At 72.6% G+C, this 17,465-nt stretch carries 12 protein-coding genes and 1 tRNA gene; 5 read left to right on the top strand and 8 right to left on the bottom strand.

Annotation, left to right across the window (positions count from 1 at the left end):
• On the bottom strand, window positions 1-1,526 hold a 1,526-nt coding region (gene efeU, locus QL987_RS01745; protein ID WP_290155983.1), incomplete at its 3' end, for an iron uptake transporter permease EfeU.
• Window positions 1,527-1,596: 70 nt separating this feature from the next.
• On the opposite strand from efeU, the gene QL987_RS01740 reads away from it, so the two are divergent.
• Entirely contained in the window at window positions 1,597-2,475 is an 879-nt protein-coding gene (locus QL987_RS01740) for a trimeric intracellular cation channel family protein (RefSeq protein ID WP_290155982.1), read from the top strand.
• Between the two features lie 287 nt (window positions 2,476-2,762).
• A complete protein-coding gene (locus QL987_RS01735) occupies window positions 2,763-3,401 on the top strand; it encodes a TetR/AcrR family transcriptional regulator (RefSeq protein ID WP_111074598.1) in 639 nt (212 codons plus the stop codon).
• Window positions 3,402-3,494: 93 nt separating this feature from the next.
• Here QL987_RS01735 and QL987_RS01730 read toward each other — a convergent pair whose 3' ends face one another.
• The 7 genes from QL987_RS01730 to QL987_RS01700 all read right to left on the bottom strand — a co-directional run bounded on the left by QL987_RS01730 (window position 3,495) and on the right by QL987_RS01700 (window position 12,354).
• Complete coding sequence (locus tag QL987_RS01730) at window positions 3,495-5,834, bottom strand: transglutaminaseTgpA domain-containing protein (RefSeq protein ID WP_290155980.1); 2,340 nt, start codon at window positions 5,832-5,834, stop codon at window positions 3,495-3,497.
• 28 nt (window positions 5,835-5,862) lie between these two features.
• Window positions 5,863-7,197, bottom strand: a complete 1,335-nt coding sequence (locus tag QL987_RS01725) for a DUF58 domain-containing protein (RefSeq protein WP_290155979.1) — start codon at window positions 7,195-7,197, stop codon at window positions 5,863-5,865.
• The gene (locus tag QL987_RS01720) at window positions 7,197-8,126 is read right to left on the bottom strand and encodes an AAA family ATPase (RefSeq protein ID WP_111074644.1); all 930 of its coding nucleotides are present in this window, start codon (window positions 8,124-8,126) and stop codon (window positions 7,197-7,199) included. The genes QL987_RS01725 and QL987_RS01720 overlap by 1 nt, the downstream gene beginning before the upstream one ends.
• 181 nt (window positions 8,127-8,307) lie before the next feature.
• Window positions 8,308-9,315, bottom strand: coding sequence for a glycosyl hydrolase family 18 protein (locus QL987_RS01715; RefSeq protein WP_290155977.1), 1,008 nt, complete (start codon window positions 9,313-9,315; stop codon window positions 8,308-8,310).
• A 127-nt stretch (window positions 9,316-9,442) separates the two neighbouring features.
• A tRNA-Ser gene (locus QL987_RS01710) sits at window positions 9,443-9,531 on the bottom strand.
• Window positions 9,532-9,897: 366 nt separating this feature from the next.
• On the bottom strand, window positions 9,898-10,602 hold the full coding sequence (locus QL987_RS01705) for a GntR family transcriptional regulator (protein WP_221849216.1): 705 nt from the start codon (window positions 10,600-10,602) through the stop codon (window positions 9,898-9,900).
• Window positions 10,603-10,824: 222 nt separating this feature from the next.
• Window positions 10,825-12,354, bottom strand: coding sequence for an MFS transporter (locus QL987_RS01700; RefSeq protein WP_253464284.1), 1,530 nt, complete (start codon window positions 12,352-12,354; stop codon window positions 10,825-10,827).
• 169 nt (window positions 12,355-12,523) lie between these two features.
• Between QL987_RS01700 and QL987_RS01695 the strand changes: the two genes are divergently transcribed.
• The 3 genes from QL987_RS01695 to QL987_RS01685 all read left to right on the top strand — a co-directional run bounded on the left by QL987_RS01695 (window position 12,524) and on the right by QL987_RS01685 (window position 17,445).
• The gene (locus QL987_RS01695) at window positions 12,524-13,723 is read left to right on the top strand and encodes a cobalamin-independent methionine synthase II family protein (protein ID WP_290155976.1); all 1,200 of its coding nucleotides are present in this window, start codon (window positions 12,524-12,526) and stop codon (window positions 13,721-13,723) included.
• A 207-nt stretch (window positions 13,724-13,930) separates the two neighbouring features.
• Entirely contained in the window at window positions 13,931-15,319 is a 1,389-nt protein-coding gene (locus QL987_RS01690) for an AAA family ATPase (RefSeq protein ID WP_221849215.1), read from the top strand.
• A 44-nt stretch (window positions 15,320-15,363) separates the two neighbouring features.
• Window positions 15,364-17,445 carry a VWA domain-containing protein gene (locus QL987_RS01685; RefSeq protein ID WP_290155974.1) on the top strand — a complete coding sequence of 694 codons (2,082 nt, stop codon included), beginning with the start codon at window positions 15,364-15,366 and terminating at the stop codon, window positions 17,443-17,445.
• Window positions 17,446-17,465: the final 20 nt, after the last annotated feature.

The raw sequence follows: 17,465 nt of genomic DNA, 5'->3' as shown, positions 1-17,465 counted from the left end.
GAGTCGGGCAGGCCGAGGCGACGGCGGTCCCGGAGGGCGAGCAGCACCTGTGCGGCGGCGGCGATGCCGAGCGCGAGGGGCAGCCAGCGGGTCCAGAGGGCGAGTTCCGCGGTGTGGGTCCGGTCCGCCGCCAGGGCGGCGGTCGTCCGGTCGACGGTGGCGCGCGGCACGGCCCAGACAGTGCGGTCGAGCGTGCTGGTCCGGGCGGTCGGGAGGCCCCCACCGGTCAGCGTGAGCACCGAGCGTTCCGCACGGCTCGCGTCCACCACGCCGCCGTCGACGCTCCACAGCGTCACGGTGTCGCGGGTCGCCCAGGAGGCCCGGTACGGCCCCGGCGCGCTGCTCGGTGAGATGCCGACCGGGATCCGGCCGAACAGCTGGACGAGGTCGTCGAGCGTCAGAGAGGCGGGCTGGTCGGCTGCCGATCCGTCCGAGGTGACGCGCCACCGGTCGGTCGCGGTGCCGGCGCGGGTGACACGGCGGTGGGCCGATGCGGGGAGGGTGATCCGGGCCTCCCGGCCGGTGCTGCCGGAGCTGCTGCCGGCGACGCGGAGGGTGGCGGCGGACCCGGAGACCGTTGCGCTGACGGAACGGGCGTCGCCGGTGAGGCGGGTGGTCGCGGGGACGTCGGTGTGCCCGGTCGGCACGGCGACGGCGAGGGCGAGGGCAGCGACCGCGAGGCCGGACGCGACCGCGATGCGGACGGCGGGGACGCGGACGGCCGACGGCTTCCACCGGCGGGGCCAGAGCGACAGGGCCAGGACGGGGACGACGTAGAGGACCCAGCCGAGCACCTCGATGACGCGCGGGTCCGGCGGGATGCCGAGCACGCCGGTGACGAGGGCGCCCTGCACGGACCCGTTCGGGGCGAGCCAGCTGAGGTCGACGGTGCGCTGCTGGCCGATCACGACCCAGCCGGCCTCGTGCGCGCGGCGGAGCACGGTCAGGACCAGGCCGCCGGCGACGAAGACCAGGAAGACGCCGGTGCCGGTGAAGAACTTCCCCAGGTCGAGCCGCACGCCTCCGGTGTAGATGCCGTAGCCGACGACGACCGCGCCGGCGATGCCGATCACCGCGCCGAGGGCGGCGAGACCGGTGTCGCTCGACGCCTGGAACGTGGCGAGGAGGAAGACCGACGTCTCGAAGCCCTCCTTGAGGACGGCGAGGAAGGCCATGCCGGCCAGCGCCCAGGCGGTGCCGCGGCCGAGGGCGGCGGATGCACTGGCCTCGAGCTCGCGGCTGAGGTGGCGGGCGTGGATCCGCATCCAGACGATCATCCCGGTGACGAAGACCACGGCGACGATGCCGATGAGGGCCTCCATCGCCTCCTGCTGCGCCTGCGGGAGCGCCTGCTCGACCGCCTGCAGCCCGAGCCCGACGGCGATGCTGAGGAGCACGGCGACGCCGACCCCGGTCCACATCGGGGCGAGGGGGACGCGGTTCCGTCGGAGGAACGCGGCGATGATCCCGACGATCAGGGTGGCTTCGAGGCCTTCGCGGAGACCGATGACGAGTGTGGCGAGCATGACGAAGGTGAGGCTAACCTAACCGGCGCGCGAACCGCCAGCCGGGGAGCCGTGCGCTTTGATGGTCTTCATGAACCTGCTGACCGTGGACGGCCTCGCCGCCGTGACGAACGTGCTCGACCTCGCCGGGGTCTTCGCGTCCGCACTGCTCGGTGGCGCGGTCGCCCGGTCGATGGACTTCGACCTGTTCGGCTTCCTGGTGGTGGGGTTCGTCTCGGGGCTCGGCGGCGGGATGCTCCGTGACGTCCTGCTGCAGAACGGTCCGCCCGTCGCCCTCACCGACCCGCTGTACGTGCCGGTCGCGGTGGCCGGGGCGCTGGTCGCGTTCTTCGTGTCGTTCTCCGAGCGCGGGTGGGACCGGTTGTTCACGTTCCTCGACGCCGCCGTCATCGGGTTCTGGGCGGTGGTCGGGGTCCAGCGCACCTTCGACGCCGGACTGGAGTGGCCCGCCGCGATCATCATGGGCACCATCACCGCGGTCGGCGGCGGGGTCGGGCGGGACCTGCTGCTGCGACGCGTGCCGGCCGTGTTCGGCGGCAACGCCCTCTACGCCTCGGTCGCCGTCGCCGCGTCGGCCGTGATGGTCGGCGCCTCGGCCCTGGGGTCCCCGACGATCGGCATCGTCGCCGCCGTCGTGCTCTCGCTGCTGCTCCGCTGGGGTGCCGTCCGCTGGGGCTGGGGCCTGCCGAACGGCCGCAACTGGCAGCCGCAGTCCCAGCTCGCCTCGCTGCTCCGACGCGGCCGCGGGCGTGGGCGCACACCGCGGCCGGTCCGTCCGGGTGCCGCGCGGCTGCTCCGTCCGGGTGCCACCAGGCTCCTCCGCCGGCCCGGGCAGGATGCCGGCGCCGGCGGTCTGCACACCGGCAGCATCCGCCTCGACGGTCTGCACACCGGCGCGCTGCACCTCGACCAGGACCCACCGGATCGCGCGGACCACCGCGAGGACTGACCGTCACACTGTCCCTGGCGATCCCCGACCCGTACACTCGAGACCGCCGGGTATCGATCCGGTTGCACTCCCCTGGACGACGGACCGACGTGACCCGAAGACGGCGGTCCAGCCGCGGGTGTGCAGGCACCATCCGTGCCGGCACGAGGGGCCACCGCTCCGCGCGTGATCAGACACGCGGTGCGGTCCCCCGGGCCTGCCGACGGGAGCACCGGTCACCACCCGGGGAGCACCGCCGCAGCACCAGCTCCACCCGCACCAGCAGAGTCCCGGAACAGGATCCTCCGATGACCGACGCAAGCGACCCGGCAGACCCGGGCACACCGGAGGACCGCACCACGCCGGTCCCCCGCACTCCACGATCCGAGGTCCGGGAGCGTCTGCTCGCCGCCGGCTCGCGGGTCTTCGCCGAACAGGGCGTGCACGAAGCCCGACTCGACGCCGTCGCCGCCGCCGCCGGCTTCAGCAAGGGCGCGGTCTACTCGAACTTCTCGTCGAAGGAGGACCTGCTCGCACAGGTCATGCAGCGCGCGACGAACCGGGTGCTGCAGTCGCTGCAGGAGCTCATCCGCATCGACATCAGCGCCGCGGACGTCGGCGACGTGGTCCGGGCAGCGTTCGGACGACACGACCAGAGCGCCGAGTTCGCCCTGCTCTCCGAACTGCGGGCGTACGCGATCCGGCACCCGGAGTTCATGCCCGAGTTCATCCGACAGCGGCGCACCCTGCAGGACGGCGTCCGCGAACTCGTCCACACCTGGTTCGCCGCGCACCCCGAGGTCGACCCCGGCATGCCGCTCGACACCTTCGCGACGATCCTGATCGCCACGAACTCCGGGATGGTGTTCGACGCACCCGCCCTGGACGGGATGAACCCGGGCGACGCCGTCGCGACGATGGTGGAGGCGGTGCTCCGGCCGCGCTGACCGGCCACGGCACCAGCGTGGCCGGGCCAGCGTGGTCCGGAACGGCGGGCCGCGTCAGCCGCCCGGGCCCGCCGCCCGGGCCAGCGGCCTGGGTCAGCCCGCCGCGGGTGCCGGTCGTCGGTCGGTCGGACGCCCGGAGGGCAGCAGACTCGGCGGGAGCAGTCGGGACCGGACCACGCGGCCACGGGAGACGGCTGCGTCCAACGCGGTGCGGGCCTCCTGGACGGACCGGAGGAGTGCCTGCGTGTCGGACCGGCCGTCGGCGGCGAACCGCTCGTGGTCGACGGCGTCCACGACGGATCCGAGGGCCGGCAGCACCGATGCCGGCACGACCGTCCGGAGCCGGCCGAGATCGGCGCGAGCGGTCCGGGCGACCGCAGCCGCGTCGCCGGGCGGAGCCGCCCCCGGCGTGAAGCCGTGGTCGGCGAGGTCGTCGAGCAGTTCCCGCCAGGCGGTGACGGCCGGCCGGCGTCCGGCGGCGACCGCGCCCAGTCGACGGTGTCGTCGTGCTGCACGGACCGAACCGGGCGCCACCAGCACCGCGAGGGCGACGAGCACGCCGACCAGCACACCCCACGGGATGCTGCCGCCCCGGGTGCTGCTGCCACCCGCGGCCGCCGAGGTCGGCGTCGGGGTGGGCGTCGCCGAGGCCGACGCCGGCGCGGTCTCCCCCGGGGCCGGCAGCGGTGTCGCGGTCGGGACGGGTGCTGGCGTGGCGGACGCGGAGGGCTGCGGCTGCGCGGCCTGGTCGGAGTCCGGCGTCGGCTCGAACGACACCCAGCCGGCGCCCCGGATGTACAGCTCCGGCCACGAGTGCAGCTGGCGGTTCGACACCGTGTACTGGCCGTCCTCGCGGCTCGCACCCGCGCGGTAGCCGACGGCGATGCGGGACGGGATGCCGAGCGTCCGGGCCATCACGGCCATCGCGGACGCGAAGTGCACGCAGTACCCGGAACGCTCCTGCAGGAACCGGGCGATGACGTCCATGCTGTCGCCGTCGTAGCCCTGCTCGACCGGGGCCGTCTCGGAGTAGGTGAACAGGCCGCTGCGGAACCACTGCTCGAGCGCCCGGGCCTGGGCGTAGTCGGTGGTCGCACCGGCGTCGACGCGGGCCGCGGTGGTGCGGATCACGGCCGGCAGGTCCTTCGGCAGCTCGGTGTCGGTGCGGAGCTGCGCCGACGACGGGGCGACGAAGCCACGACCGTCGGCCTGGGACAACCGGCCCGAGGCGGCGATGGCGTCGAGGTAGGCGTTCGCCGAGACCGAGGCGCCGTACGCCTCGTAGGTGGCACCGCGGCGGGTCGCCGGACCGGCGGAGCGCACGGTGTTGGCGTCGCCGGACCAGCGCCACTGGGTGAGGTCGAGGTTCGTCGACTTCGACTCGACCGACATCGCCCCGGCGGGCAGCGGCAGGTAGTTGCTCGACAGCCCGGTGATCTGCACGGTGACGTCCCCGCGGTCCGCCAACCGCGGGTTCACGCCGTCGACCCGGCGGGACTGGTCCGCGGTGTCCGCGGTGGAGGCGTCGGTGACGGTCGGCACCCAGTCGCCGGTGCCGAACTCGTCGAGGTCCGCGAGCTTGAGGTACTCGGGCTGCCCGTCGGAGGACCGGTAGCGGAACACCTCGAGCTCGTTCGGTCGGCGGAGGTCCTGGCCGAGTTCGAGCAGGGTCCCCGGGCGCCCCGGTTGGATCGGCGACTGGATCGCCCCGGTCACCCCGGAGAGCCAGCCGGCGTTGATCGGCACCAGGACCGGCAGACCGATCGCCACGACGAGCCCGATCGCACCGACCACGGCGGCCGGGAACACCCGTTGCACCGGCCGGACCGACGTCCAGAGCAGTGCGAGGAAGGCCAGCGCGGTGAACACGATCAGCCAGGCGGACGGGGCCTCGCCGGTGATGATGCCCGGCACCAGGAGGATCACGAGCGCGGGTGCAGCGGCGAGCGCGGCGGTCGGGGCCACGGCGGCCAGGAACAGCGAGGCGCCGGCGACCCAGGCGATCGCGACGGTCACGATCAGCCGGATCGAGTCCGTCTGCGGCAGCGGCGCCGGGTTGAGGCGGATCGCCGCGAGCGTCTGCCCGAGGGCGCCGTTCCGGTCGAGCCACCCGAGCGGTGCGGTGTCGTTGAGGAGCGCGGCGGCGCAGGAGCCGAGCACGAGCGTCGCGACGAGCGCCACGAACCGGACGCCCCGCGGGCGGGTCCGGACGGCCAGCAGGACCGCGACGAGCACGGCTGTGAAGACCGCGCCGGACAGCCACCACGAGATGCCCTGGACGAGTGGGCGCATCGCGAGCGCGGCGACGAGGACGGGGAGCGGGGCGAGGGCGACGACCCAGGCGCCGGGGGTGTCCGGGCTGCGGTCGTCGCGGTCGAGCACCTGGCGGACGTCGACGTGCTCGCGCTGCCGAGCCGGGCTGGTGGCGGTCATCGGGTGTGTCCACTCGGGCTGGTGGCCGTCATCGGCTGTGTCCGCTCATGGTCGTGCCGGGCACCGGGACCACGAGCACGCGCCACCCGGCACGGCCCATGATCCCGCGCACGACGGGGTCCGGGGCGACGACGGTGACGAGCACACCGCGGCTCGACCCGTTCGTCGTCGAGACGAGTTCGGCGGCCTCCTCGGGGCTGCAGTGCCCGGTGACGACGGCGGTCATGCCGTGCACGTCCCGGCCGCGGACGCCGTGCAGGACGTCAGTCAGTTCCCGGGCATCGGACCGCGCCTGGACGTCGGCGAGACCCACGAGCACCTCGGACAGCCCGCCGGCGTCCCCGCTGTGCCGGACGTCGCCGCCGGGTCCGTCGCTGACGAGCGCGACCCGGGAGGTCCGAGCCGACAGTGCCCGGGCGACGCTCGCCGCCACCACGACCGCGTGCTCGAAGGCCTGGTCGCCGCCGAGGTCGGACAGTTCGGACAGGTCGTCGCGGCCGAGCTGCTGGTAGGACGAGCGGCGGACGTCCAGGGCGACCACGGCCTCCGGCGGCTGCGCCTGCGTGGTCTGGCGGACGTGCAGGACGCCGCGTTTCGCGCTCTGCCCCCAGTGCACGCGCCGGATGGGGTCGCCCGGCCGGTAGGGGCGGAGCTCGCTGTCGTCGGCGGATCCGCCCTGACCGACCCGGCCCTCGTCGGCGGAGACCGCGCCTGCGAGCGCCCCGGTGTCGAGTGCGGAGAGCGGGGTCGTGCCGGGGACCACGACGACCTCCTCGGCCGGCACGACCGGTCGGTCGATGCGGAGCAGCCCGAACGGGTCCTCGACGCGGACGGTGACCGGGCCGACGAACGCCCGCCCACGCTGGATCGCGAGGGCCTCGACGTCGAGCACCGCCGGCGGGGTGCCGGGTCCGATGGTGACGAGCGACGCAGCCTCGTTGGTGCTCACGAAGAGGTCATCGAGCTGCTCGCGGACGAGCAGCGTCGAGCGCGGTGCGAAACGCACCTCCGACCCGCGGATCGTGACCCGTTCCCGGTAGACCTCGCCCACCTGCACCATCGCGCGCGGTGCCGACCGGGAGGCGCGGAGCGGCGCCGCCACGGCCAGTGCGGTGACGACGCCGGAGACGACGAGCACCAGGAGCAGCAGCCCCGCGGAGACGGCGACGCTCATCGAGGCGACCAGGCCGCCGCCGACCAGGCCGAGACCGACCGCCAGGACGGTCCAGCCGCGGAGCGTCGGCCGGGGGAACGGGGTCCGGCGCAGCATGCCGAGCCCGCGGCGTCCGACCCGGGACAGCACCGAGCCGGCCGCGCCCGCGCGCAGCGCGAACGGACGGACGGCGGGGCGCTGGTCGACCATCAGGAGCGGACGGGGGTCGCGGTGAACGGCACCGCGGTGTCGGAGACGATCCGGACGACGATCTCGCGGGCGGTGTCCTCCGCCGAACCGCCGAGGCCACGGGCCACCGGGACGAGTCGGTGGGCCAACACGACCGGGGACAGGACCGCGACGTCGTCCGGCGTGACGAACGGGCGGCCGAGCAGCGCCGCGTGCGCCCGGGCGGCCTGCGCCAGGTGCAGGGTCGCTCGCGGGCTGGCGCCGAGGAGCAGGTCGGGGTGCATCCGTGTCGCCCGGACGATCTCGACGATGTACGCCTCGACGTCCGGGGCGATGTGCACCGTGCGGACGGACGCGATCATCGCCCGGAGCGTGTCGACGTCGACGACCGGACGCAGGTCGGCGAGCGGGTCGTGGCCGCCGCGGGCCGCGAGCATCCGGCGCTCGGCACCGGGGCTCGGGTAGCCCATCGTGATGCGCGCCATGAACCGGTCGCGCTGCGCCTCCGGCAGGGGGTAGGTGCCCTCCATGTCGACGGGGTTCTGCGTCGCGACGATCATGAACGGGGACTCGAGGGGCCGGGTCACGCCGTCGACGGTGACCTGCGACTCCGCCATCGCCTCGAGCAGCGCCGACTGCGTCTTCGGGCTGGTGCGGTTGATCTCGTCGCCGATCACGACGTTCGCAAACACCGGCCCGGGTGAGAACCGGAAGGTGCCGGACGACTGGTCGTAGATGTTCACGCCGGTGACGTCCGAGGGCAGCATGTCCGAGGTGAACTGGATGCGGCTCACGGACCCGCCGACGGAGGCACCGAGGGCCTTCGCGAGCACCGTCTTGCCGACGCCGGGGACGTCCTCGACGAGCAGGTGCCCCTCCGCCAGCATCACGGTGAGGGCCGTGCGGATGGCGTCGGACTTGCCGTCCACCACGGTCGCGACCGACGCCATGACGGCCGCCCCCGCGTCCTGGATCCGGTCGATCGGGACGGTGTGGTGGGTCAGCTCCGGCACGCATTTCTCCTCGCCGCTGGGTCGATGTCCGGCGATGCTACAACGGCCGAGTGAGCACAACCGGAGGATGCGTCACCGAACGCGTCGTCCGGACGGAAGGCCCGGTGCCGCCTCCCGCTCAACGATCGGGCAGTGCCGACAGGTTGAGGGACCACATCGCGACGCCGTGCACGCCGAGGTCGCGAGCCAGGTCGCGTCGGGCGGCGTACGACCGGTCGTCCGACCAGTGCAGCTGCCGCCCGTCCGCGAGCGTCGCCGACCACTCCCCCGTGCGGTCCGACCACTCCGCGCGGTCGCCCACCAGGTGCGCGGCCCGGGCTGCCGGGATCGGTGCGGCATCCGCGCCGGGGCCCCAGGCGTAGCCGTAGCCGGCGACGCCGACGTCGATCCGGTCCGCCGGCAGTCCCCCGTCGATCGCGGTCCGGATCGCCTTCCGTGCCCACGGCAGGGACCCGATCGTCCCGGCGTCGCTCCACGGCCCGTGTTGGTCGTAGGTCATCAGCACGGTCCGGTCCAGGTGTGGGGCGAGTCCCGCCAGGTCGTAGCCCCGCTCGCGGTACTCGGCCGGGTCGGTGGACGACATCATCGCGAGGGACACCTCGGCGTCGTCGCCGAGCCGCTCACGGACCGCCGTGCGGAGCGCCCGGGTGAAGGTGACCAGGTCGGCCTGGTCCTGGGAGCGCATCGACTCGAGGTCGATCTGCACGCCGTCGGTCCCCAGTCGTGCCGCCAGGTCGACGAGCTGCCCGACGACCCGGGCACGGTTGGTCGACGACGACAACAGGGCCGTTGCACCCTCGGGCGAGAAGTCCCCGATGGTCGACGAGTAGTTGCTGAAGAGCACCTCCGTCCGGGCTCCGGCCGTCGCAGCCACGCCGACGAGCTCCCCGACGTCGCCGGAGGTCGGCAGCAGGTGCGTGCCGTCGTCGGACAGTGCAGCGCCGTCGACGCCGATGACGTCCGCGCCGCGGTCGACCGCCGTCCGGACGCGATCGGCAGCGCCAGCACCGGGTTCGACGTAGCCCTCGATGCCGCTGCCGTCGGCGCGTGGGCTGCCCGCGCTGCAGCCGGCGATCAGCAGGGCGGCGACCGCCACGATCACCGCGGCTGTCGTCCTCCGTCGCATCACCCGATGACCGTAGCCGGTGCGCCGGTACGCCGGTCCAGCGCCTGGCTCGACCTCGTCGAAGCACCGCACGGCGGAACGACGAAACCCCGGCTCGCATGGCGCGAGACCGGGGTTTCGTGGAGTGCGGAGACGGAGGGATTTGAACCCTCGGTCCCCTAGAGGGGACTCCACCTTAGCAGGGTGGTGCACTCGGCCTGACTATGCGACGTCTCCAGGTGTTCGACCAAGAGCATACAGGAGGTCGGGCGGACTCTCGACCCGACTGGAGCACCGGGATCGGAGCCGCCGGTCCGCCCGGTCGAGGGGCGGCACGGACAGAGATCGACCGGTCCCCCGAAGTGGGGACGATGGGGGGTTGCCGTTGTGTACCCCGATGCATAGTCTCATCGTGACGTGGCATCACATTCCGAGGCGTCACACCCTCGTCGCCGCGACACAGCACCCAGCAAGTGCAGCAGACACAGCACCCAGCAAGAGCACCCGGACGTCGCTCCCCGTGGCCTGGGCCTGACGCCCCGATCGTCAGCGCCCGCCCGGGGAGCGACTTCGTTCCGCGCCCCGCGCGAGGCCGCCCCCGGGTCATGCCGTCTCGACGGTCCGCAACCGTTCGGCGCTCCGGAACCGCTCCGGCAGCGCGATGAGCAGCTCGGACAGCTCGATCAACCGAACGGCACACAGGTCGACGTCGTCGGCGAGCGCTGCCGTCCGCGCGGCCTTGAGCACCTGCATCCGCTTGGTCCAGTCGGCGGCGATGTCGATGCCGTTCGCACGGGCGATGTCGTCCGTGTGGAACACGTCGAGCACCGGCTGCTGCGACCGCAACCAGTCCGCGCTGACGGGAGCCCCGGAGCGTCGGAGCACCCAGACCGCGAGCTCCACGAACGCGCCGGCTTCGGACAGGCAGTCGCGCAGGACAGCGGGGTCGAAGGGCTCGTCCGACCGCGCGCAGCTGGTCGGTGGGTCGACGAGCATCGACTGCGCGATCCGGGTGCGCTCGACCATCTGGCCGACCGTCCACGGGGCGATCACGACCCCGACGTAGCGCTGGACGATGACCAGCCGCAGGGCCTCGAGCGGCACGAGGGCTTCGCGCACCGGCGTCCGCGACACCCGCATGTCGTCGGCCAGGGCGTCGAGTCGCAGGCGCTGCCCGCGGCGGTACTCACCGCAGAGGATGCTGCGCAGCATCCGCTCGAAGACCGCGTCGCGGAGCAGGTTCCGCGGCACCCCGAGCGGGTCGCTGGCGCTGGTCGTGTCGCTGTCGGCACGCAGGAGTCCGGTCATCAGGTCACCGTCGTGCACGGCGGCTCCGATGACGGGATCCGTCGGCGGCTCGGTGGACAACCGTGTCGGCCTGTCGTCTGTGCAGGACAGCCTGCTGTCCTGTCGGGCGGGATGCCGCCGGTGGGGTGGTGTCGTGCATCGGATCCTCCGTGACCACGGCCCCGGGCGGGGCCGTGGTCACGAGGGTCACAGGACGCGACAGCCGCCGCTAAACATGTTGCATCAGGAGTTTCGCCCAGCGTCCGGTGCGCGTCCGGCGGTGGACGGGCCTCCCGTTCCGGAGCCGGGTCCGGAGTCCGCGCTGTCCTTGCCGGTCAGCACCGACAGGGGCTGCGTGATGTCCTCGAGCCCCTTCCGGGCGGCATCGACCCCGAAGACCAAGGCGACCACCCCGCCGATGATCATCACCGCCGACCCCAGCAGGTACCCCCAGAAGAGCGGTTCACGGTCCGAGCCGTCGCCGATGAAGGCGCCGTAGATGAGCGGGGCGATGGCACCGAAGACCTGGGCCAGCGCGAAGAAGTACGAGATCGCCTGCGACCGCAGCTCGAGCGGGAAGATCTCGCTGACGGTCAGGTAGGCGCTCGAGGCTCCGGCCGAGGCGAAGAAGAACGAGATGCACCAGAACACGACCTGGACTCCGGCGCTGATCGCGTCCGCCCGGAACAGGAACGCCGACGTCGCGAGCACGAGCCCGGACACCAGGTACGTCAGGAAGATCATCTGCCGCCGCCCCCAGGTGTCGAAGAAGCGACCGAGGATGATAGGGCCGAGCAGGTTGCCGATCGCGAACGGGAAGAAGTAGACCGACGTCTCGGCGGTCTTCAGCCCGAAGAAGTTCGTCAGCACCAGCGCGTAGGTGAAGAAGATCGCGTTGTAGAGGAACGCCTGCGTGATCATCATCGTCGCGCCGACCAGGGTGCGGGTCGGGTACTGCTTGAGCAGCACGCGGGCGATGGTCAGGAACCCGACGTTGTCCATCGGGGTGACCGTCAGCGCCTTCGACTGCGGCACGGTCTCGAGCTTCCTGCCGGACTCCCTCTCGACCTCCGCCTCGATCCGGGCGACGGTGTCCTCGGCGTCCTGCTCCTTGCCGTGCGTCATCAGCCACCGCGGACTCTCCGGGATGTGCCGCCGCAGGAAGATGATCGCGATGCCGAGCACCGGGCCGAGGAAGAACCCGATGCGCCAGCCGATGCTCTCGGAGAAGTTCGCCGTGTCGAGCAGGTAGATGTTCGCCGCCGCACCGAGTGCCGCACCGCCCCAGTAGGTGCCGTTGATCGCAATGTCGACGTGCCCGCGGTACTTGGCCGGGATGAGTTCGTCGATCGCGGAGTTGATCGCGGCGTACTCACCGCCGATGCCGAGACCGGCGACGAAGCGGAACACCGCCAGGAACCAGAAGTCCTGCGCCAGGCCGGCGACACCCGAGCCGATCAGGTAGATCGCGAGCGTCAGGATGAACAGCTTGCGACGACCGAGCTTGTCGGACAGCCGCCCGAAGACCAGGGCGCCGACGACCTGACCGACCAGGTAGATGCTGCCGAGGGACGCCACGTCCTGGTTGCTCAGGCCCAGGTCCGCCTTGAACCCGGCGTTGGACACGATCTGGATCTCGAGGCCGTCGAGGATCCAGGACACCCCCAGGCCGACCACGACGCTCCAGTGGAACCGGGTCCACGGCAGTCGGTCCATCCTCGCCGGGACCAGGCTCGTCACCGATCCGTCTCTCGTTCCGCTGGCGCTCGTCATGCGCATGCTCCTCCCGCGGCCAGCCCCTTCGGCTGCCGCAGAATCGGAACGTACGCCTCAGCCGCCGCTCAGGTCCACGGTCCGCGAGAACCGGCCCCGGAACCGGGGTGTGACGGACTGGAGGCGCGGGACCGGCCCGCCACGGGCCTCCAGTCAGTAGCGTGGTCGCGTGCCGCTGCAGAACTCGACCGACCGCATCCTCACGACCCACACGGGGTCGCTCCCCCGGACGCCGGAGCTGACCGCGCTCCTGGTCGCCCGCGACCAGGGCAAGCCCTTCGACGAGCAGGCGCTCCGCGACGAGACCGCCGCGGTCCTCGCGCGCACCGTCGACGCGCAGCTCGACGCCGGGATCGACGTCGTGAACGACGGCGAGGTCCCCCGCGTCGGCTTCTCGACGTACATCCGCGAGCGTCTGTCGGGGTTCGGCGGGACGGGGCACCGCAAGCCGACGCTCGACTCGGTGAAGTTCCCCGAGTACGCCGCGTTCCAGGCCCGTCAGATCGACGAGGGTGCCGAGTTCGCCCGCGTCTGGGACACCCCGGTGGCCCAGGGGCTGCTGCAGTACGACGAGGAGCGCGCCGGCATCCGCGAGGACCTCGACGGCTTCGCCCGCGAACTCGACCGGAACGCCGCTGCCGGACGCACCCCGGCCGGCACGTTCCTCTCGGCGGCGACACCCGGGATCGTCGCGACCACGCTGCTGCTCGACGACGCGAACCCGCACTACGCCGACCACCGCGAGTACGTCTTCGCCCTCGCCGAGCAGCTCCGCGTCGAGTACGAGGAGATCGTCGCCCGTGGGCACGTCCTGCAGCTCGACGCCCCGGACCTGGCGATGGAACGGGTGATCCACTTCGGCGACGCCTCGCTCGACGAGTTCCTGGCGGCCGTCGACCTGCACGTCGACGCGCTCAACCACGCGCTGCGGAACATCCCGAAGGAGCAGACGCGGCTGCACGTCTGCTACGGCAACTGGCAGGGGCCGCACCAGGACGACGTCCCCGTCGACGTGCTGCTCCCGCACCTGTACCGGGCCGAGGTCGGGTCCTTCAGCATCCCGTTCGGCAACCCGCGGCACGCGCACGAGTTCCCGGCGTTCCGCGACCTGCCGCTGCCCGACGGCGCGGTCCTGGTGCCCGGGGTCATCGACGTGACGACGAACTACCTGGAGCACCCGCAGCTGGTCGCGAACCGCATCGTCGAGGCGGCCGAGGCCGTGGGCGACCCGACCCGCATCGTCGCCGGCACCGACTGCGGGCTCGCCACGTTCGCGAGCTACGAGTTCGTGGCGTCCGACGTCGCGTGGGCGAAGCTCGGCGCGCTCGTCGAGGGCGCCGAGATCGCGTCCCGCCGCTTGTTCGGCTGACGGGGTGCCGAGACGGGGGCGTCTGTCCGAGGCGCCTCCGACCCGCCGAGACGCCGCCACATCCGGCGGCGTCTCGGCGCTGATGCGGCGTCGATCGGAGACGGGGGCGTCTCGGCGCGGGCGTGCCGGACGGGAGGCGCGGGGCGGCGCCGCCACGCGCCTCCCGTTCCGTTGCCGCCGTCGGTGGGCGGGCGTACCGTGGCGCCCGTGAACCGACCTGCAACCTCCACGGTCGGCGAGCTCCGCGCTGCTGGGCACGTCCAGAAGTCGGTCCGCGCCGAGATCCGCGACAACCTGCTCACCGCCCTCCGTGAGGGCCGCGACCCCTGGCCCGGCCTGCACGGCTTCCAGACCACAGTCATCCCGCAGCTCGAACGCGCCCTGATCGCCGGGCACGACGTCGTCCTGCTCGGTGAGCGCGGCCAGGGCAAGACCCGACTGCTCCGCACCCTGAACGGCCTGATGGACGAGTGGACACCGGTCATCACCGGCTCCGAACTCGGCGAGCACCCCTACGAACCGATCACGACGGCGAGCATCCGCCGGGCCCAGGAACTCGGCGACGCCCTGCCGATCTCGTGGGTGCACCGCGACGACCGCTACGTCGAGAAGCTCGCGACGCCGGACACCTCCGTCGCGGACCTGATCGGCGACGTCGACCCGATGAAGGTCGCCGAGGGCCGCAGTCTGGGTGACCCGGAGACCATCCACTTCGGCCTGATCCCCCGCGGCCACCGGGGCATCGTCGCGATCAACGAGCTGCCCGACCTGGCCGAACGCATCCAGGTCGCGATGCTCAACGTGATGGAGGAGCGCGACGTCCAGATCCGCGGGTACGTCCTGCGTCTGCCGCTCGACGTGCTCGTCGTCGCGAGTGCGAACCCGGAGGACTACACGAACCGCGGCCGGATCATCACGCCGCTGAAGGACCGCTTCGGCGCCGAGATCCGCACGCACTACCCGATCGAGCTCGCGGACGAGATCGCCGTCATCCGGCAAGAGGCCCAGCTGACGGCCGAGGTCCCGGACGCCCTCATCGAGATCCTCGCCCGGTTCACCCGGGCCCTCCGCGAGTCGAGCGCCGTCGACCAGCGCAGTGGTGTCAGCGCCCGCTTCTCGATCGCCGGTGCCGAGACGGTGTCCGCCGCTGCGGTCCACCGCGCGGCACGTCAGGGTGAGTCCGACGCGGTCGCCCGCCCGATCGACCTCGAGACCGCCGTCGACGTCCTGGGCGGCAAGATCGAGTTCGAGTCCGGTGAAGAGGACCGTGCCGACGAGGTCCTCGAGCACCTGCTCCGCACCGCGACGGCCGAGACCGTCCGCTCGCGCTTCCGCGGACTGGACTTCGGGGTGCTCGTCGACGCGCTCGAGGGCGGCACGATGGTCACCACCGGCGAACAGGTCAGCGCGCGGGACTTCCTCGCCGGGCTGCCCTCCCTGGGCGAGTCCGATCTCTACGACCAGGTGTGCGAGCGCCTCGACGCGACGTCCGACGGCGAGCGTGCGGGCGCGATCGAGCTCGCACTCGAGGGCCTGTTCCTCGCCCGCCGCATCAGCAAGGAGTCCGGCGGGGGCGAAGCAGCGTATGGGATGTGACCCGGTGCACAGCGACACAGACACCGGCACCGACGGGGTGACCCGTGGTTAGCCGCCCGAACCGTCGGCTGAGCCGCGACAGCCGGTACGGCAAGTACGACGGCGGCCCGGACCCCCTGGCGCCGCCCGCCGACCTGTCCGAGGCGCTCGACGCCATCGGCCAGGACGTGATGGCCGGCACCTCGCCCGAGCGGGCGATGCGGGAGTTCCTCCGTCGCGGGGGACGGTCGCAGCGCGGGCTCGACGACCTCGCCCGACTCGTCGCCGAGAAGCGTCGCGAGCTCACCAGCAAGAACAACCTCGACGGCACCCTGCAGGAGATCAAGCAGCTCCTCGACCAGGCCGTCCTGGCCGAACGCGGACAGCTCGCCCGCGACACGGCGATGGACGACGGCGACCGGGTACTGGCCGAACTGCAGCTCGACAGCCTGCCTGCCTCGCCCGCCGCCGCGGTCAGCGAACTGAACGGCTACGACTGGAAGAGCCCGACGGCCCGCCAGAAGTACGAGCAGATCAAGGACCTGCTCGGCCGCGAGATGCTCGACCAACGGTTCGCGGGCATGAAGCAGGCGCTCGAGAACGCCACCGACGACGACCGGGCGGCGGTCGCGCAGATGATGCAGGACCTCAACGAGCTGCTCGACGCCCACCGTCGGGGCGAGGACAGCCAGGAGCAGTTCGACGAGTTCATGGCGAAGCACGGCGACCAGTTCCCGTCGAACCCGCAGAACGTCGACGAACTGCTCGACGACCTGGCGTCCCGCGCCGCCGCCGCCCAGCGGATGCGGAACTCGATGACGCAGGAGCAACGCGACGAACTCGATGCGCTGGCCGAGCAGGCGTTCGGCTCCCCCGCGCTGATGGGGGCGCTGTCCCAGCTCGACGAGAACCTCCGCGCCCTCCGCCCCGGCGAGGACTGGGGCGGCTCCGAGGGCATGGACGGCGAGCAGGGACTCGGGCTCGGCGACGGCACCGGGGTCTTCCAGGACATCGCCGACCTCGACGCCCTGGCCGACCAGCTCGCCCAGGTCGGCCCCGGATCCGAGCTCGACGACCTGGACCTCGACGCCCTCGCGCAGCAGCTCGGCGACCAGGCAGCCGTCGACGCCCGGACCCTGCAGCAGCTCGAGAAGGCGCTGCGGAACTCGGGCGCGATGCAACGCGGCAGCGACGGACAGCTCCGACTGACCCCGAAGGCGATGCGGCAGCTCGGCAAGAGCCTGCTCAAGGACGTCGCCGAGCGGATGTCGGGTCGGCAGGGTGCGCGGGACCTCCGCCGTGCCGGTGCTGCCGGCGACCGCTCCGGGTCGACCCGTCCGTGGGAGTTCGGCGACACCGAGCCCTGGGACGTCACCCGCTCGATCACGAACGCGCTCACCCGGACCGCCGGGGACGGACCCCGGACCGGCGCCGGTGTGCGGCTGCAGATCGAGGACGTCGAGGTGCAGGAGACCGAGGCCCGCACCCAGGCCGCCGTCGCCCTGCTCGTCGACACGTCGTTCTCGATGGCGATGGAGGACCGCTGGGTCCCGATGAAGCGCACCGCCCTCGCGCTGCACACGCTCATCTCGACCCGGTTCCGTGGCGACGACCTACAGCTCATCGCGTTCGGTCGCGAAGCCGAGGTCATGGACGTCGAACAGCTCGTCGGCCTGGACGCGATGTGGGACAAGGGCACGAACCTGCACCACGCGCTGCTGCTGGCGAACCGGCACTTCCGGAAGCACCCGAACGCCCAGCCGGTGCTGCTCATCGTCACGGACGGCGAGCCGACGTCGCACCTCGAGCCGAACGGGCAGGTGTACTTCAGCTACCCGCCGGACCCGGTGACGATCGCGCTGAGCGTCCGCGAGCTCGAGAACGCCCACCGTCTGGGCGCGAAGACGACGTTCTTCCGGCTCGGCGACGACCCGGGGCTCGCCCGGTTCGTGGACGGCATGGCCCGCCGCGTCGAGGGCACGGTGACGGCGCCGGAGAACGACGACCTCGGGGTCGCCGTGGTCGGCTCCTACCTCGGCGCCCGGCGCGGGTCCGGCTCCGCCTTCGGCGGGTTCGGCGGCGGCCCCGGCGACGACGGCCTCGGCGACGACGGCCGCTGGGGCAGCCCCTTCACCCGCTTCGGCTGACCGCGCGGGCGGCACGGAAC

It is taken from the genome of Curtobacterium sp. APC 4022 (genome assembly GCF_030407555.1).
Lineage (GTDB): Bacteria > Actinomycetota > Actinomycetes > Actinomycetales > Microbacteriaceae > Curtobacterium.
The sequence above is the reverse complement of the archived record's forward strand: the minus strand, read 5'-3'. Positions and strand labels throughout refer to the sequence as shown.